Origin of the sequence: Morganella psychrotolerans, assembly GCF_001676055.1 — a bacterium.
Lineage (GTDB): Bacteria > Pseudomonadota > Gammaproteobacteria > Enterobacterales > Enterobacteriaceae > Morganella > Morganella psychrotolerans_B.
On record NZ_LZEX01000042.1, the window covers coordinates 223,598 to 240,543 of the forward strand.

Below are 16,946 nucleotides of genomic sequence, written 5' to 3' on the forward strand. Positions count from 1 at the left end.
ATCTGACGGAAAACATAACAGTTTTCTCATAACAGTGAGGAAGGTAAAAGAATCAGCAAAATAAATGTATTTATGATGCGGATATAAAGCGATAACCTATACCGGTTTCAGTAAGAAAATGCAGAGGACGGGCCGGATCAGTTTCCAGCTTCTGACGCAGATGGCCCATATAAATACGCAGATAATGCGCATGTTCAACGGAATTCGGGCCCCACACTTCATTGAGCAGAAAACGCTGGGTCAGCACTTTGCCGCTGTGGCTGATAAGAATGGTCAGCAGGCGGAATTCAATCGGGGTCAGATGCACTTCTTCCCCGGATTTGCTGATTTGACGTCCGGCAATATCCACGCGGATATCCCCGAATTCATAAATTGGATCATTTTTTTCACTGCCCTGATAACGGCGCATCAGAACACGCAAACGCGCCTGTAACTCACCGACACCAAAGGGTTTGGTCATATAGTCATCGGCCCCGGCATCGAGAGCGGCTATCTTATCATGCTCATCGTCGCGGGCAGAAAGGATCAGCAGAGGAACCGTACTCCACTGGCGAAATTGTTGTATAAAATGAATGCCGTCACCATCCGGTAAGCCCAGGTCGAGGATCACCAAATCCGGTTTACGGGTCGCCGCTTCCACCAGCCCGCGGGCCAAATTTTCAGCTTCAAAAACGCGCAGAGAATCCCCTTCCAGCGCAGTACGCAGCAGGCGGCGGATCCCTTTTTCATCTTCAACAATTAAAACGGTGATCACAATGGGTTATCAGCCTCATCAATAATTGGCGGGTCTTTACAGGGTAAACGTATATGGAAACTTGCGCCACCCCCCTCCCGGTTTCCGGCGCAAATAGTGCCGCCGTGAACATCAACAATCGCCTGACAAATCGCCAGTCCGAGGCCAACTCCCGGGATAGCCGACTCTTTCTGTCCGCGGGAAAATTTATCAAAAATCCGTGCTTCCTGCCCCGCCGGAATGCCGGGACCGTTATCCCACACTTCTATATCGATGCTGTTTTCCGACACACGGGAGCGAATGCCGATCTGCGCCTGAATACCGGCGTATTTAATAGCATTTTCCAGCAGATTAATTAAAACGCGCTCAAACAGCGGACCATCCGCACAGATAAGCTGCATCGGATCATTGAGATCTATTTCAATCTCATCTGTATTAAATCGTGGTTTGAGCATCATCAGTGCGCTGCCGATCACCTCTTCCAGCGGCAGCCACTCTTTATTAAGATTAAAACCTCCTGACTGGATCCGTGCCATATCCAGCAGATTATTCACCAGCCGCGTGGTGCTGAGAATATGCTGGCGGATCTCCATCGCCTGTGAGGCATATTTCGATCCTTCGCTGGTCAGATCAAGTGTCAGAATTTCCGCCTGACCAAACAGAACGGTCAGCGGTGTCCGTAAATCATGGGACAGCGCCGCCAGCAACGAGTTACGTATCTGCTCCCGCTCACTGAACAGACGTGCCTGTTCTTCACTTTCCGTCAGAGACTGCCGTTCCAGGGCACCAGCCGCCAGCAGGATCAGCGTCTCCAGCAGCCTTTGTTGTTCAGGGATCTGCAACTGACGGCGGTTATACGGCTCAACAATGATAACCCCGAGCACTTTCTCTGTCGTGCTGAGCGGCAGGATCTGATACGGCACTCCGGGCAGTGTACCGGTGCCGCATCCGGCGGGCTGTCCTTTGTCATAACTCCAGCGGGTGATCGCTTCATCCCAGGCAATAGCGCCCGGTCTTACCCCGGCGGGGGTCAGATTCCCCTGTGCATCCGGCAGCAGAATTTCACAGCGGGCGTGGAAGCTGTGGCTGATAAAGTGACAGCTGACAGCGGCGATTTCATCACGCTCACGTGCTGTTGCCAGCGCTTTTGACATCTCATACAGATGATAGGTGCGCTGCTCGCGGTAACGCGCCACCCTCGCCTGGTAGCGTACACCTGCCGTCAGGCTGCCGATCACCAGCCCGACTGTCATCATGACGGCAAAGGTGAGCAGATACTGCATATCAGACACTGCCAGAGTGCCCTTCGGGTTGATCAGGAATAAATCAAAACTGACCACATTAATCACAGTGGCAAATACTGATGGCCAGCGCCCGTAAAAACGCGCCACAACCACCACACCCAGGATATAAAGCATCACCAGATTGGCGTTATCAAACGCCATCAGCCAGTGATGTGCCAGCAGTGTGGTGACGGCACAAATCAGTGCTGCAGCAATACAGCCCTGTAAATCGGTTTTATGTTTATCCAGAAACGGACGGTTATCACTGTATTTACTCTGATTGTCCGGCTGTCTGTCCTGCGGGGCTATCATAACCACATCAAGATCAGCGGCCAGGCGGCTGAGTTGATCCTGTAGTTTATCCTGCTGCCACCAGTGTTTGCGGATGTACCGCCCGATCATGACTTTGCCGAGATTATTTTCCCGTGCATAGCGGATCACCGCCCGGCTCTCATCCGGTTCAGCCAGTGTCGCTGTCGTTGCCCCCAGTTGCTGAGCCAGTGACAGGGCATTGAGGATCCCGCGCCGTTGCTGTGCGGGCAGTTTATGGCGGGCAGAGGTTTCGACAAAAATGGCGTGCCAGTCACTGCCCAGTTTAGCCGCCAGCCGTGCGGCGGCGCGGATCAATTTTTCATTGGCACCCGCCGGGCGCAGACAGACTAAAATCGCATCGCGGGTATGCCAGACTTTTTCCTGCCCCTGGCGCTCGCGCCAGGCCTGCATCTGCTCATCAACGCGATCCGTTGTCCGGCGCAATGCCAGCTCACGCAGGGCGATCAGGTTGCCTTTGCGGAAAAAGTGCTCGATAGCCCGCTCCGCCTGCGCGGGAAGATAGACTTTCCCTTCCCGCAGACGGGTGAGAAGATCGTCAGGGGTCAAATCCACCAGAACGATTTCATCAGCGCCATCAAAAACCGGATCCGGCACCGTTTCACGGACAATAACCCCGGTGACGCCGCCGACAATATCATTGAGACTTTCCAGATGCTGCACATTGATCGTGGTGAGTACATCAATCCCGGCATTGAGCAGCTCTTCCACATCCTGCCAGCGTTTCGGGTGCCGGGAGCCCGGAATGTTTGTGTGTGCCAGCTCATCCATTAAGATCACCGCCGGATGCAGAGCAAGGGCGCGATCCAGATCAAACCCGCTGACCTGCCGCCCGCGGTACTGATATTTTTTCAGCGGCAGCAGCCGCAACCCCGCCAGCAGTGCGGCTGTTTCCTGCCGCCCGTGGGTTTCAACCACACCGGCGAGCACATCAACACCTTGTTCATGCAGCCGCTGCGCCTCCTGCAACATGGCATAAGTTTTCCCTACCCCCGCGCAGGCACCGAAGAAAATCTTCAGCTTCCCGCGCGGACGCTCTGTCACCTGAGCCAATAACTGATCAGGATCGGGACGCAGTGGCTCGTCATGCATAAAGATGTCCTTCTGTTAATTCAGGCGCGCACGCGCTGCGGTGTGTGCATCCAATGCCAGGTTCAGTTCCAGCACATTCACAACCGGTTCGCCGGTGAATGCAGGAACCGGTGTGGTGATATTTTCACTGATCAATTCGTTGACCTCCGGCACACTCATTGCGCGCGCACCGGCAACACGCGGAGCCTGCCAGTATGCTGCCTGCGGCGAAATATCCGGATCCAGTCCGCTGGCAGAGGCCGTAACCAGATCAACAGGAACGGTACGGGAAGCATCCGGGTTTTCTGCCCGTAATGCCTCTGCCCGCTGTGCCACGCGCTGTAACAGTACCGGATTACCGGTGCTCAGATTACTGCCGCCGGAACTTTCGGCGTTATAAGGTGTGCCCGCCGTTTCTGACGGACGCCCGTGAAAATAACCGGGCTGTGTAAATTGCTGACCAATCAGCGCCGAGCCCTTTACTTCACCATTGACCTCAATCAGAGAGCCGTTTGCCTGGCGGGCAAACCACCACTCACCCAGCGTCGTGGTTAACAGCGGATAAAATACCCCGGTAACCAGCGCCAGAACCAGAAAAATAACGATTGCAGGACGTATCTGACTCATTGCATATCCTTATACTAACCCTGTCAGGGTCAGTAACATATCAATCAATTTAATGCCGATAAATGGCACGATTAACCCGCCCGTTCCATAGATCCACAGATTGCGGCGCAGCATTGCCGCCGCACTCAGGGCGTGATACGGCACACCTTTCAGTGCCAGCGGGATCAGGCCGATAATAATCAGGGCGTTGAAGATAACTGCGCTTAATATTGCTGAATCCGGTGAATGCAGCCGCATAATATTGAGCGCATCCAGCTGCGGATAGGTCACCGCAAATGCTGCCGGGATAATGGCAAAATACTTGGCGATATCATTGGCAATACTGAATGTTGTCAGCGACCCGCGCGTCATCAGCATCTGCTTACCAATGTGAACCACTTCGATCAGTTTGGTCGGATTGGAGTCCAGATCCACCATGTTGCCGGCTTCTTTTGCAGCCTGTGTGCCCGAGTTCATGGCAACTGCCACATCGGCCTGCGCCAGTGCCGGGGCATCATTGGTACCGTCCCCGGTCATTGCCACCAGGCGCCCTTCTTTCTGATACTGGCGGATCAATGCCAGTTTGGCTTCCGGCGTGGCCTGCGCCAGAAAATCATCCACACCCGCTTCTGCCGCAATCGCCGCCGCCGTCAGCCGGTTGTCACCGGTGATCATCACGGTTTTGATCCCCATCTGGCGCAATTGTGCAAAGCGTTCGCGGATCCCGCCTTTAACGATATCTTTCAGTGCGATAACGCCCAGCACGCGGTGCTCTTCAGCCACCACCAGCGGCGTGCCGCCCTGGCGTGCAACCTCTTCCACCAGTTTATCGACCTGCGCCGGGAATTGGCCGTGATTGACCTCAATATAGCGGCGGATAGCATCTACAGAGCCTTTGCGGATAGTCCGTCCGTCCACATTGATCCCGCTCATGCGCGTTTGTGCGGTAAACGGAATAAAGGTGGCTTTCAGACCGGCAAGATCACGCGCCCGCATATTAAAACGCTGCTTTGCCAGTACCACAATACTGCGCCCTTCCGGGGTTTCATCTGCCAGTGATGCCAGTTGCGCCGCATCCGCCAGTGTGCGTTCATCCACGCCCGGGGCTGCCAGAAAATCGGATGCCTGACGGTTTCCCAGGGTAATAGTCCCGGTTTTATCCAGCAGCAGCACATCCACATCCCCTGCCGCTTCCACGGCACGCCCGCTGGTGGCAATGACATTCGCGGCCAGCATCCGGCTCATCCCCGCCACACCAATGGCAGACAACAGGCCGCTGATAGTGGTCGGGATCAGACACACCAACAGCGCAATCATCACGGTGAGGCTGACTGCATGACCGGCGAACTCTGTAAACGGCCACAGTGTTGCCACCGCCAGCAAGAAAACAATACTCAGTGCCGACAACAAGATAGTCAGGGCGATTTCATTCGGCGTTTTACTGCGCTTCGCGCCTTCCACCATGCTTATCATGCGATCCAGAAAACTGTCTCCCGGGTTTGCGCTGCACTCAATGATAAGCCAGTCCGATAAGATCCGCGTACCGCCGGTGACAGAGGAAAAATCCCCGCCGGACTCGCGGATCACCGGCGCAGATTCGCCGGTGATCGCACTCTCATCCACGGATGCACCGCCCTCCAGTACTGTCGCGTCACACGGGATCAGATCCCCGGCTTCCACCAGCACCAGATCCCCTTTGCGTAAGGTATCTGCCGCGACAGTTTCATATTCGCTGTCACGCTCAGCGGAACGCAGACGCCGTGCCCGGCTGGTTTTTTTCATGCCTTTCAGGCTGTCCGCCTGCGCTCTGCTGCGCCCTTCCGCCAGCGCTTCTGCAAAATTAGCAAACAATACGGTAAACCATAACCACAGGGCGATAGTCAGTGTGAATGCCCCGTTGCCGCGCAAAAGCCCGGTCATCATACCGGCGGCCAGCAGTGTGGTTAACAGACTGCCGCACCAGACAATAAACATCACCGGATTCTGCCACTGCACCACCGGGGACAACTTTCTGAATGTCTCCGGCAATGCCTGTTTTACCAGCTTTGGTTCAAATAAACGCTGTGTCTGACGACTCATTGTCTTCTCCCGTCAATCACTTAAATACAGCCAGAAATTCCGCCACCGGACCAAGCGCCAGTGCGGGAACAAATGTCAGCGCGCCGATCAGTAAAATCGCAGCAATCAATAACCCGGTAAATAATGCACCGGTTGTCGGCAAGGTTCCGGCACCGGCGGTCTGAGCTGTTTTTCTCACTAACGCACCTGCCAGAGCCATAATCAGTGCTATCACCACAAAACGACCGGCAAACATACAAAATGCCAGTAACAGGTTCCAGAACGGGGTATTGGTGCTTAACCCGGCGAATGCGCTGCCGTTATTGTTGGATGCTGATGACAACGCATAGAGCACTTCTGTAAAGCCGTGGGCGCCCGGATTGAGAACCGCACCGCGCCCGGCATCGGTACTCAGCGCCAGTGCCGTGCCCAGCAAGACCAACGCCGGGGTAACCAGGATGGCCAGTGCGGTCAGTTTCATCTCCCGCACTTCGATTTTTTTACCGAGATATTCAGGCGTGCGTCCAATCATCAGTCCGGCAATAAAGACCGCGAGGAACACAAACAGCATCATGCCGTAGAAACCTGCGCCGACACCGCCGAAAATCACCTCGCCAATCTGCATCAGCCACAGCGGGATCAATCCGCCGAGCGGTGTCAGTGAATCATGCATACTGTTCACCGCGCCGCAGGACGCGGCTGTCGTCACCGCCACAAATAATCCGGTTGCAAGAATACCGAAACGCGCCTCTTTACCTTCCATATTGATGGCGCTGTCGATACCAAGTGCGGTAAATGCAGGGTTACCCTGAGTTTCACTCCACATCACTGCTGCTGCTGCCGCAACAAACACAATGCTCATTGCGACCAGCAGAGTCAGACCCTGACGCGGATTACCGGTACAGCGTCCGAAGGAAAAACAGAGTGCAGCGGGGATCAGAAAGATAGCGAGCATCTGCACAAAGTTAGTCAGCGCAGTCGGATTTTCAAACGGATGTGCGGAGTTCGCACCAAAGAAACCGCCACCATTCGTACCAAGGAGTTTGATCGCTTCCTGAGAGGCAACCGGTCCCATCGGTACTATCTGCTGTACGCCTTCAGGGGTGATAATCATCTGATAATCATGAAAATTCTGGATAACACCCTGAGAGATAAAAAACAGCGCAATAATGACCGATAGTGGTAATAACAACCACAGCGTGATCCGGGTGAGATCGACCCACGCATTACCGAGAGTGTGCACACTGTGTCGGCACAGTGCGCGGATCAGCGCAAAGGCGACCGCAATCCCGGTGGCAGCAGACAGAAAATTCTGCACGGTCAGCCCCGCCATCTGGCTGAAATAGCTGACGGTGGATTCACCGCTGTATGACTGCCAGTTCGTATTGGTTACAAAACTTACCGCCGTATTCAGCGCCAGATCCCATGACATTCCCGGGAAGTGACGCGGATTAAGCGGTAAATCGGCCTGTAACATCAGGATAGCCATCAGCAGAACCAAACCAAGACCATTAAACAACAACAGTGCAGTCAGATAACGCTGCCAGCGCATCTCTTCGTTGCGGATCCCCGCAAACCGCCACAAGGTTCTTTCCACGCTGCCGATAAACGGCAAAGGTGCGCCGTCAATAAAGCGCACCAGGACATGGCTGAGTAATTTTGCCGATATCAGCAAAACGATCAGAAACCCGGCAATGAGTAAAAATGCATTCGCTGCCATCAGAATTTCTCCGCATTAATTAAGGCATAGAGCAGATACGCCAAAAGCAGGATCGTGCCGGCAAGACCCGCGATAAAACCCAGACTCATAATTAATCCTTACACCAGTGAGTTATTCAGGATGCAGTCTAGGAAACGGGGTGCAAAGATGTTGCAAAATTCAGGAGGGAAGATATAAAAAAAGTGTAAAAATACAAAACCGCCCGGTAAGCATATGCCGGGCGGTTCAGAAGGACGGGGGAAAATCAGTATTATTCAGTGCGTCTGACAATATACTCGTCAACCGCAGTCAGATTTTTACAGGCCAGGGCGATGTCATGATCACACCCTTTCTGAAAGAATTTCCGGCTTTTTACCGGGTCGATATAAAAATAATACGCACCGAGATCCACATATGCCTGAAACTCACCCTGTACGATAGCTTTATTATAATATTTCGTTGCCTGGCCAATATCGTCCACTTCAGAATTATAATGCTTTCCCATCACAAGGAGACTCGCACGATGGTTTTGCTCTGCTGCTTTCAAAAATAGCGCCAGTGCTTTTTGATCACTCTGCGGCAAATACCGCCCGGCAATATATTGCATACCGACAAAAAACTGTGACTGAGCATCGCCGGCTGCTGCCTGTTGCAGAAAAATAGCCAGAGCATCATCGATATACTGACGGCCTTTCACCACATCGCCCGGTGTACCGGCACCTTCTTCATACGCCACGCCCAGACGAAACATTGAATACGCATCACGACCGGCAGCACCCGCCTGATAGTAGCTAAAGGCTTTTTCCGGTGAGGCTTTCACACCATAGCCATGCTGATAAATATCGCCTAATTTTCCGTTTGCCGGAATATAGCCGGCATCAAGAGATTGCTGAAATAAAATACGGATAGCCCGGTAATCCGGTGGCGCAATACGTCCGGCGGAATCAGCTAATAAAGCCTCACCCCAGTCATAATTTTTCTCTGCCGACGCCGGTGGAATACATATCAGTGAAATAAATATACTTACTATAACGCCAAGGTTTTTCATATTTACTGTCCCTGTACAACCTTTAATAACATATTAATCACCCGGATAACTCCGGATTACACCATGTAATATAATTGAAACATAAATATAGGTAAAATGTCGAGATCATCGCAATGTTATTATTGAAATTAATGTTATTTTAAAACTTAGACTCTCACCAAAAATAAATACCATGTGAGTATTACTTAGCTAGGTTGAAACGGATTTCAATTAAATGAAGATACCTAAGATAATTCATCAAATTAACACTCTCGGAATACAATCATCAACAAAAAATGAATTACAGGCAATGTCAGAACTAAAGTGTAATAACATTGACTGGGAATACCGATTTTATGATGAACAGCAAATTTTTTTTATTTTTATTCGGCAATGACAAGCAGCGTTATATGGATGCCTACTACAGCATCAACCCCGTTTATGGTGCTGCAAGAGCTGATTACTTTCGGTATTTAATTATCCGTGAGTTTGGTGGTGCTTACTTTGATGTAAAAAGCTATACAACGATATCATTAAATAAAATCATTCAACCTGATGATGAAATGGTTATTTTCAAATGGCAGGGACACCCGGAACTATCCTATGAAGGTTATGGCATTCATAGTGAAATAAAAAAAGGAACGGAGCATCAGCAATGGAATATATTATCGACACCAAACAATAAATATATTAATAATGTTGTTGAAAGAGTTACTCAACATATTGAAAATTATACACCTGAAAAATACGGTGTCGGTATGTATGGCGTACTCAGGACAACCGGACCCATTGCTTATACCAATGCGATTAATGAATTAGATTGTTATGACGGAATACGGTTTGCAGGAAATAATGCTGATAATCATGTTATTTATGCAAAAAATCACTACAGAACCAGTAAGCATTACTCTCAATTATATGAACCAATTATTTTACGCGAATGAATAACAGAAGTATAATGACTCACATAATGTGTCAAAGAGATATAAATTTCCTGATATATCCCGACATATATTGGTTCATAAAATGCTTATGGAATATGCAATGAGAATCGCTATCGCAGCAGGATTATTTTGTACCGCCCTTTTTTTTTACATCTGCGCTTAACGCGCAACCGTCCCCGGTAAAGCAACAGGAAGCCGCCGCCCTGAGCGGTAATATTACGGCTCAAATAAAACTGGCTGATAAATATCTGGCACAAAAAGAGACTGTGCAGGCGGAGTACTGGTACAGAAAAGCGGCAGAGCAAAACAACCCTTATGCGCAAAATGCCCTCGGTAAACTACTATTGCTTGGCGACCAATCCCCTGATTCACTGATGCAGGCGAAAATCTGGTTTGAAAAGGCTGCAACACAACAATATGCACCCGCGCAAACCAACCTGGGTAATGTTTATCTTCATTTAGCTGATTTAAATGATAAAAAAAAATAATAATATTGTGCATGCCCGCTACTGGTTTGAAAAAGCGGCCCGCCAAAATGTCGCTGTTGCGCAATTTCAGCTGGGTATGATGTATCTGCATGCCTGGGGAGTAAAACAGGATATCAGCAAAGCCAGAACCTGGTTTGAGAAAGCCGCCGCACAAGATCAGCCTGATGCACTTTATCAGCTTGGCCTGATGTATTACGGCGGCAAAGGATGCGAAGGTGATAACTGCGCCATTGCCCGCCATTTTTATGAAAAAGCAGCTCTTCAGTCACATGGTACGGCACAGTTCTATCTTTCAATGATGTATTTACAGGGGCACGGCGTGGCGCAGGATTATGACAAAGGCGTATCCCTGATGCAGGCGTCATGTGATAACGGTGAACCGGAAGCCTGCCCGTGGGCAAAAAATCTGACAGAAGAGAGCGATAAATTCCGTCAGATTTTTTCGGTAAAATAAACCGGTTCAACCGCCCAGATAGGCGCTTCTTACGGCTTCGTTAGCCAATAGCGCCTGACCGGTATCTTCCAGTACCACCCGCCCGTTTTCAAGTACATAGCCTCTGTCTGCCAGTTTCAGCGCCTGGTTTGCATTTTGCTCCACCAGGAAAATCGTCATCCCGGCATCCCGCAACTCACGGATAGTGTCAAAAATCTGCATGATAATGATGGGGGCGAGCCCCAGAGACGGCTCATCCAGTAACAGTAACTGCGGACTGCTCATCAGTGCGCGCCCTATCGCCAGCATCTGCTGCTCACCGCCGGACATAGTTCCCGCCCTCTGATGACGACGCTCCTGAAGGCGTGGGAAGAGTTCATACACCTGTGCTATCCGGCTCTGATACTGTGATTTAGTGGCAAAAAAACCGCCCATTGCCAGATTCTCTTCCACCGTCATGCGCCCGAAAACCCGCCGACCTTCCGGCACCAGCGCAATATCTTTGCGCATAATTTGTGCTGTCGGCAGAGAAGTAATGACTTCGCTGTTATAACGGATCTCACCTTCGGTTGCCCGTGGCTCACCGCACAAGGTACTGAGCAGTGTGGTTTTTCCGGCGCCGTTAGCACCAATCAGGGTGACGATTTCCCCTTTTTTAACTGACAGACTGACCTGATGCAGCGCCTGAATTTTGCCGTATTGTGCGCTGACATTATTAAATTCCAGCATTAATACGCCTCCCCTAAATACGCGCGGATCACATCAGGATGATTACGAATTTCAGCCGGTGTGCCGTTTGCCAGCGGTGTTCCCTGGTTTACCACATAGATCCGGTCAGAAATCCCCATCACCAGTTTCATATCATGCTCAATCAGCAACACCGATACATTATGCTTTGCGCGCAGCTCAATAATCAGTGCATCCAAATCGTCTGTTTCTTTCGGGTTCAGCCCGGCAGCAGGTTCATCCAGCATCAGAATATCCGGACGGGTCACCATACAGCGGGCAATTTCCAGCCGCCGCTGCTGACCATACGCCAGATTTCCCGCCTGACGGTTTGCCACTGAGGTCAGTCCGGTGCGCTCCAGCCATACGATGGCATTTTCCATGGCTTCGCGCTGATCCCGGCGGAATGACGGCAGTGTCAGCAATCCTGCCAGCAAACCGCTTTTGTGAAGCTGATGCTGCGCCACCAGCAGATTTTCAATCACGGTCATCTCTTTAAACAGGCGCACATGCTGAAAAGTACGGATCATCCCGCGCTTTGCGATAGCCTGCCCGGATAAGCCCTGTATCGGTTTACCGCGCAGCAGAACCTCTCCGCCCGCCGGTTTATAAAATCCGGTTAAACAGTTGAAAATAGTGGTTTTCCCGGCACCATTCGGGCCGATCAGCGAGACAATTTCGCCCGCACTCAGGTGCAATGAAACCTGGTTTACTGCCAGCAATCCGCCGAAGCGCATTGTCAGGTCTGATACCTGCAATAATGTGTCTGTCATTGTGCGCCCCCGGTTTTCTCAGCAGAGCCGGTACGGATTTTCAGATGCGGGCGTGACATCGGCAATAACCCCTGCGGACGCCAGACCATCATCAGTACCATCAATGCACCGAGCAGCAACATGCTGTAGGCATTCAGATCCCGCATCATTTCACGGGAAACCACGAGGATCACTGCCGCAAGAATAACAGAGGTTTGTGATCCCATACCGCCCAGCACCACCACCGCCAGCACAAAGGCCGATTCAGCAAAGGTGAAAGATTCAGGGCTGATAAATCCCTGACGTGCGGCAAACAGAGTTCCGGCAATACCGGCAAAGGCGGCGCTGATGGTGAACGCTGTCAGTTTAATACGTGTCGGACTTAACCCTAAGGAGCGGCAGGCAATTTCATCTTCGCGCAGCGCTTCCCACGCACGTCCCATCGGCATACGCAGTAATCTGTTGATGATAAATAAGGTGATAATCACCAGCAGCAGTGCAACCAAATAAAGGAAAATAATGCGATCCCCGGGGTCATACGCCAGACCAAAGAAATTATGAAAGGTATCCCAACCGCCCTCTTTGGCAGTTCTGCCAAATTCCAGCCCGAACAGAGTGGGTTTAGGGATCTGACTGATCCCGTTCGGTCCGCCGGTCAATTCGGTATTATTCAGCAGCAGAATACGGACAATTTCCCCGAATCCGAGAGTGACAATCGCCAGATAATCCCCCCGCAACCGCAACACCGGAAAGCCAAGCAGCAGCCCGGAGAGCGCGGCAACAATACCTGCCAGCGGCAGGCTCTGCCAGAATCCCCAGCCGAAATAGTGATTCATCAGCCCGTAAGTGTAGGCGCCGATAGCATAGAAACCTGCGTAACCCAACACCAGCAGCCCGGACAGCCCGACCACCACATTCAGCCCGAGACCGAGCATCACATAAATCAGTGTTAAGGTAGCGATGTCCACACTGCCGCGTGAAACAATAAACGGCCAGATAATTGCCGCGACAATAATCAGCCCGGCGATAATTTTTTGGGACGTTGTGGAGCCGTCAAAGTCCGGCAGCAGCCAGTTTTTTTTCGGCAGACGTGCCGTAAGCTGTTTCAGTGACGGGCGCACCAACTGAAAAACAAAGACAAGCACACAGCCAATACCGATCCACTCCCAGCGGATACTGTCGGCGTTGCGCACAACAAGCTGTGTGCCGTCGAGTGACAGTTGCAGCCCCATCATAACCGAGGCCAGTACAAACAGGGTCACAGTGGCGATAATGGCATTTATCCAGTGAGATTTTGTCATACTTTTTCAACCTCCGGACGCCCTAAGATCCCGGTCGGCATCACCAGCAACACAAGAATCAGCAAGCTGAATGAAACCACATCTTTGTATTCCGTACTGAAATACGCAGAGGTCATCGCTTCAGAAATACCGAGGATCAACCCGCCGATCATGGCGCCGGGAATACTGCCGATCCCGCCGAGAACCGCAGCAGTAAAGGCTTTCATTCCGGCCATAAAACCAATGTACGGATTGATCACGCCATAGAATTGCCCTAACAGAACCCCGGCGACCGCCGCCATTGCCGCGCCGATCACAAAGGTCAGCGCTATCACGCGATCAGTATTGATCCCGAGCAACCCGGCCATTTTCAGATCTTCCGCGCAGGCACGACACGCCCGTCCCATGCGGGAGTAGCGGATAAACAAGGTCAGCGCCAACATCGCCAGCACGGTTACTACCCAGATAGTTATCTGCATAGCAGAGATGGTCGCGGCAAATCCGCCGCTTTCACCCAGTGTCCAGCGCCCCTCAATCAGCCCGGGCAACGCGAGATCACGCGAGCCTTGCGACAGACTGACAAAGTTCTGCAGAAAAATGGACATTCCGATCGCCGAAATCAGCGCAATCAGCCGCTTTGAGTGACGGACGGGCCGGTATGCGACCCGTTCGATACTCCAGCCATACGCCGATGAAATCACAATCGCGGTAATAAATGCAGCGGTTATCAGCAACCAGCCGACATCGATCCCCAGCATCATCAGACCGGCAATCACGATAAACGAGACGTAGCTGCCGATCATATAAACTTCGCCGTGGGCAAAATTGATCATGCCGATAATGCCGTACACCATCGTGTAACCGATAGCGATCAGAGCGTAAGTGCTTCCCAGCGTTAATCCGTTCAATAATTGCTGCGTAAAATATAATAATTGTTCTGACATAGCGCACTCCCTGAAATACACGGCCTGCATAAGTTACTGCGGCGGATCAGTTCAGCGGTGAAGATGTTCCGTCTTTGTGCCACTCAAATACGCCGAATTCGAACCCTTTCAGGTCGCCGTTTGGTGTCCAGTTCAGTTCGCCCATCACCGTTTCAACCGGTTTTGCTTTCAGGTCAGCCGCGAGATCAGCTGGTTCCATACTGCCGCTGCGGGTCATTGCGGTAGTCAGGGATTGCAGTGCCGCATAGGTTGTCCAGATAAACGGCCCTGATGCATCCAGCTTTTTCGCACTCAGTGCATCAACAACCGGTTTGTTCGCAGGGACCTGGTCATAGCGTTTCGGCAGTGTTACCAGCATGCCCTCTGAGGCATCACCGGCGATATTTGAAAGTGAAGAGTTCCCCACGCCTTCCGGTCCCATAAAGCGGATATTCAGGCCGTTCTGTTTTGCCTGGCGTAAAATTTGTCCCATTTCAGGGTAATAGCCGCCGAAATAGACGAAATCGACATTCTCTTTTTTCAGGCGGGCAACCAGCGCGGAGAAATCTTTATCCCCTGCGGTCACACCTTCAAACAGCACCTCTTTCACACCGGCTTTGTTCAGGCTCTCTTTGACGGAACGCGCCAGACCTTCACCGTACTGCTGTTTGTCATGCACAACAGCGATGCGCTGAGGTTTGATGTTATTCATAATGTATTTTGCGGCAGTCGGTCCCTGGTCAGAATCCAGCCCTGTGGTGCGCATTATCAGAGAGTAACCACGGGTGGTTAAATCCGCATTGGTCGCCGCAGGGGTGATCATCAGAACGCCTTCATCTTCATAAATATCTGACGCCGGCTGAGTTGAAGAGGAGCAGAGGTGTCCGATAACATAGCGCATGCCGTCATTAATAACTTTATTGGCAACCGCAACTGCCTGTTTCGGATCACAGGCGTCATCATATTCTTTGATAACCAGCTTATTACCATTGATGCCGCCTTTGGCATTAATATCTTCGACGGCCTGGCGCGCACCGGTAAATTCCATGTCGCCGTATTGCGCAACCGGACCGGACATCGCCCCCACAACCGCAACATTGATATCTTCTGCATATACTGTTGCACTCAGTGCACAAGAGACTGCCCCGGCAATGATTGCTGTTTTAATTTTTTTATTCATCGGAAATATCCCCGTCGGTTATCTGCTGAGTGACCGAAAATCAGTAAATTACGCGCATTACATAAATTAATGCTTTATTTTCATGTTATTAATCAGGCTTTTTATGCTGAAAAGCAAATCACAGAGGGAGATAATTGCATCACATGAAGAATAATATCCGGTAAAAATCGGGTGTTTTTCCGGCTAACAACAGTGTTATAAACTGGTTAATGATTCGTTACGGGCTACTTAATGCGGAAATTCTCCGGTAAAAAAATAATTTTCCCTCACTATTCCGATAGCTTTGTCCGACATTTGTTATTAGATTCAAACGAGAAATACCCTTATTCATTCAAACTGCAGGTTCGTTGGCTGCGGTCAGCCAGCCGGGTCACATACTGATGTATGCTCCCCGACCGTCTTCTCTTGCCGCCTGCCTGCATCTTGAATGACGTTGGGTAGATATTATTTTTTATAAAATTCAATTTATTACTTTATTTTATCCGGTTCGGGATTTTCCTTTATAATTGTACTGATGAAATGGTCCGCCACATGAATAAGATGATGAGCATGATCGCACTCCTTTTTGCGCTCCCGCTGAGCAGTAATGCCGCCACGCCGGTTCAGTGTGATGAAACCGCACGCACGATCAATCAGCAAAATACCTTTATTGTTACCGGAACCGCGTATCACGGTCCGGTTAAATCCATCAGTACCACCTCTTACCGCTCCATGGGGCTTATCCTGTGGGTGAAGGAAAAAATTCAGTTCGATTCCTGTGCCGCCCTCACACAATATGATTATGAATACCGCGAGATGGCAATGGAGGAGGGACAGGTGCCGATCACCCAAAACACACATGTTGTTCCGGGATTTCCGGATCAGGTCATGCTCACAATCAGCAGCAGTACCCCCGAAGATACCCAGTTGAACACGATAATCAGCCAGGACTACGGGCGGGATGCAGACCAGCGGATAACCCGCCTGACAGAATCGTATGAAATTAAACCGGAAGGTGATACCTGGCAGACCGAAACCCGGTATCGTTATCACGAAAACCGTCTTGCATCTGAAAAAGAGACGGAAGGAGATGAAACGCGGATCACCATCTACCGTTATAACGATGACGGACTGCTGACAGAGAAAGATCAGCCAAATATAATGACGCAGGAATATGCCTACAACGATCAGAAGCAGATAATTAATATTACCCAGAAATTACCGACATTCTGGGGCAAAAGTGCCTATTCTTATACCTGCTTTAAATGGGATCAGTACGGAAACTGTGAATTACAAACAATGATTAAAGCTATTCAGTTACAGGATTCCGCCGCTATTCAGAGCAGCGGGATCACACTGGAATCCCGCTACGAATATTACTGATTTTTTATTTTATATCCGACGTCATTCAAGATGCAGCCAACGAACCTGCAG

At 50.8% G+C, this 16,946-nt stretch carries 16 protein-coding genes; 4 read left to right on the forward strand and 12 right to left on the reverse strand.

All coding sequences use genetic code 11. The features are described 5' to 3' along the window. Positions 1 to 70: 70 nt before the first annotated feature. The 7 genes from kdpE to AYY17_RS16680 all read right to left on the reverse strand — a co-directional run bounded on the left by kdpE (position 71) and on the right by AYY17_RS16680 (position 8,828). A complete protein-coding gene (gene kdpE, locus AYY17_RS16650) occupies positions 71 to 754 on the reverse strand; it encodes a two-component system response regulator KdpE (protein ID WP_067425476.1) in 684 nt (227 codons plus the stop codon). Then, positions 751 to 3,438 (reverse strand): two-component system sensor histidine kinase KdpD, encoded by a 2,688-nt coding sequence (kdpD, locus tag AYY17_RS16655; protein ID WP_067425479.1) that lies wholly within the window; start codon positions 3,436 to 3,438, stop codon positions 751 to 753. Before kdpD ends, kdpE begins: the two co-directional genes overlap by 4 nt. Positions 3,439 to 3,453: 15 nt before the next feature. Beyond that, positions 3,454 to 4,044 carry a potassium-transporting ATPase subunit KdpC gene (kdpC, locus tag AYY17_RS16660; protein WP_067425482.1) on the reverse strand — a complete coding sequence of 197 codons (591 nt, stop codon included), beginning with the start codon at positions 4,042 to 4,044 and terminating at the stop codon, positions 3,454 to 3,456. Positions 4,045 to 4,053: 9 nt separating this feature from the next. Then, on the reverse strand, positions 4,054 to 6,102 hold the full coding sequence (gene kdpB, locus AYY17_RS16665; protein WP_067425485.1) for a potassium-transporting ATPase subunit KdpB: 2,049 nt from the start codon (positions 6,100 to 6,102) through the stop codon (positions 4,054 to 4,056). A 16-nt stretch (positions 6,103 to 6,118) separates the two neighbouring features. Further along, the gene (kdpA, locus tag AYY17_RS16670; RefSeq protein WP_067425487.1) at positions 6,119 to 7,801 is read right to left on the reverse strand and encodes a potassium-transporting ATPase subunit KdpA; all 1,683 of its coding nucleotides are present in this window, start codon (positions 7,799 to 7,801) and stop codon (positions 6,119 to 6,121) included. Continuing rightward, positions 7,801 to 7,890 carry a K(+)-transporting ATPase subunit F gene (kdpF, locus tag AYY17_RS16675; protein ID WP_067366813.1) on the reverse strand — a complete coding sequence of 30 codons (90 nt, stop codon included), beginning with the start codon at positions 7,888 to 7,890 and terminating at the stop codon, positions 7,801 to 7,803. Before kdpF ends, kdpA begins: the two co-directional genes overlap by 1 nt. Positions 7,891 to 8,051: 161 nt before the next feature. After that, positions 8,052 to 8,828 carry a tetratricopeptide repeat protein gene (locus AYY17_RS16680; RefSeq protein WP_067425490.1) on the reverse strand — a complete coding sequence of 259 codons (777 nt, stop codon included), beginning with the start codon at positions 8,826 to 8,828 and terminating at the stop codon, positions 8,052 to 8,054. Between the two features lie 335 nt (positions 8,829 to 9,163). On the opposite strand from AYY17_RS16680, the gene AYY17_RS16685 reads away from it, so the two are divergent. The 3 genes from AYY17_RS16685 to AYY17_RS16690 all read left to right on the forward strand — a co-directional run bounded on the left by AYY17_RS16685 (position 9,164) and on the right by AYY17_RS16690 (position 10,693). Beyond that, the gene (locus tag AYY17_RS16685; RefSeq protein ID WP_082981432.1) at positions 9,164 to 9,751 is read left to right on the forward strand and encodes a glycosyltransferase; all 588 of its coding nucleotides are present in this window, start codon (positions 9,164 to 9,166) and stop codon (positions 9,749 to 9,751) included. 248 nt (positions 9,752 to 9,999) lie between these two features. Beyond that, complete coding sequence (locus tag AYY17_RS21355; protein WP_328585545.1) at positions 10,000 to 10,239, forward strand: tetratricopeptide repeat protein; 240 nt, start codon at positions 10,000 to 10,002, stop codon at positions 10,237 to 10,239. Continuing rightward, the gene (locus AYY17_RS16690) at positions 10,223 to 10,693 is read left to right on the forward strand and encodes a tetratricopeptide repeat protein (RefSeq protein ID WP_067425494.1); all 471 of its coding nucleotides are present in this window, start codon (positions 10,223 to 10,225) and stop codon (positions 10,691 to 10,693) included. Before AYY17_RS21355 ends, AYY17_RS16690 begins: the two co-directional genes overlap by 17 nt. A 6-nt stretch (positions 10,694 to 10,699) precedes the next feature. Here the strand turns inward: AYY17_RS16690 and livF are convergent, their stop codons facing one another. Genes livF through AYY17_RS16715 form a run of 5 tightly spaced genes read right to left on the reverse strand, consistent with a single transcriptional unit; the run spans position 10,700 to position 15,533 of the window. Further along, positions 10,700 to 11,401: a high-affinity branched-chain amino acid ABC transporter ATP-binding protein LivF gene (gene livF / locus AYY17_RS16695; RefSeq protein WP_067425497.1), complete on the reverse strand. Its 702-nt coding sequence runs from the start codon at positions 11,399 to 11,401 to the stop codon at positions 10,700 to 10,702. Beyond that, complete coding sequence (gene livG / locus AYY17_RS16700) at positions 11,401 to 12,171, reverse strand: high-affinity branched-chain amino acid ABC transporter ATP-binding protein LivG (RefSeq protein WP_067401274.1); 771 nt, start codon at positions 12,169 to 12,171, stop codon at positions 11,401 to 11,403. Before livG ends, livF begins: the two co-directional genes overlap by 1 nt. Further along, positions 12,168 to 13,451, reverse strand: coding sequence for a high-affinity branched-chain amino acid ABC transporter permease LivM (locus AYY17_RS16705; protein WP_067425500.1), 1,284 nt, complete (start codon positions 13,449 to 13,451; stop codon positions 12,168 to 12,170). Before AYY17_RS16705 ends, livG begins: the two co-directional genes overlap by 4 nt. Continuing rightward, positions 13,448 to 14,374, reverse strand: a complete 927-nt coding sequence (livH, locus tag AYY17_RS16710; RefSeq protein ID WP_067425502.1) for a high-affinity branched-chain amino acid ABC transporter permease LivH — start codon at positions 14,372 to 14,374, stop codon at positions 13,448 to 13,450. Before livH ends, AYY17_RS16705 begins: the two co-directional genes overlap by 4 nt. A 46-nt stretch (positions 14,375 to 14,420) precedes the next feature. Next, the gene (locus tag AYY17_RS16715; RefSeq protein ID WP_067425505.1) at positions 14,421 to 15,533 is read right to left on the reverse strand and encodes a branched-chain amino acid ABC transporter substrate-binding protein; all 1,113 of its coding nucleotides are present in this window, start codon (positions 15,531 to 15,533) and stop codon (positions 14,421 to 14,423) included. A 531-nt stretch (positions 15,534 to 16,064) separates the two neighbouring features. Between AYY17_RS16715 and AYY17_RS16720 the strand changes: the two genes are divergently transcribed. Next, positions 16,065 to 16,895, forward strand: coding sequence for a hypothetical protein (locus AYY17_RS16720; RefSeq protein WP_156656734.1), 831 nt, complete (start codon positions 16,065 to 16,067; stop codon positions 16,893 to 16,895). The last annotated feature ends 51 nt before the right edge of the window (positions 16,896 to 16,946 follow it).

Bases quoted from the DNA above. Each gene is read 5' to 3' on its own strand.
- AYY17_RS16715 (WP_067425505.1), bottom strand. From the start codon at position 15,533: ATGAATAAAAAAATTAAAACAGCAATCATTGCCGGGGCAGTCTCTTGT.
- AYY17_RS16680 (WP_067425490.1), bottom strand. From the start codon at position 8,828: ATGAAAAACCTTGGCGTTATAGTAAGTATATTTATTTCACTGATATGT.
- kdpB (WP_067425485.1), bottom strand. From the start codon at position 6,102: ATGAGTCGTCAGACACAGCGTTTATTTGAACCAAAGCTGGTAAAACAG.
- kdpC (WP_067425482.1), bottom strand. From the start codon at position 4,044: ATGAGTCAGATACGTCCTGCAATCGTTATTTTTCTGGTTCTGGCGCTG.
- kdpF (WP_067366813.1), bottom strand. From the start codon at position 7,890: ATGAGTCTGGGTTTTATCGCGGGTCTTGCCGGCACGATCCTGCTTTTG.
- AYY17_RS16705 (WP_067425500.1), bottom strand. From the start codon at position 13,451: ATGACAAAATCTCACTGGATAAATGCCATTATCGCCACTGTGACCCTG.
- livH (WP_067425502.1), bottom strand. From the start codon at position 14,374: ATGTCAGAACAATTATTATATTTTACGCAGCAATTATTGAACGGATTA.
- kdpA (WP_067425487.1), bottom strand. From the start codon at position 7,801: ATGGCAGCGAATGCATTTTTACTCATTGCCGGGTTTCTGATCGTTTTG.
- livG (WP_067401274.1), bottom strand. From the start codon at position 12,171: ATGACAGACACATTATTGCAGGTATCAGACCTGACAATGCGCTTCGGC.
- kdpD (WP_067425479.1), bottom strand. From the start codon at position 3,438: ATGCATGACGAGCCACTGCGTCCCGATCCTGATCAGTTATTGGCTCAG.
- AYY17_RS16685 (WP_082981432.1), top strand. From the start codon at position 9,164: ATGATGAACAGCAAATTTTTTTTATTTTTATTCGGCAATGACAAGCAG.
- AYY17_RS16720 (WP_156656734.1), top strand. From the start codon at position 16,065: ATGAATAAGATGATGAGCATGATCGCACTCCTTTTTGCGCTCCCGCTG.
- AYY17_RS16690 (WP_067425494.1), top strand. From the start codon at position 10,223: ATGATAAAAAAAAATAATAATATTGTGCATGCCCGCTACTGGTTTGAA.
- livF (WP_067425497.1), bottom strand. From the start codon at position 11,401: ATGCTGGAATTTAATAATGTCAGCGCACAATACGGCAAAATTCAGGCG.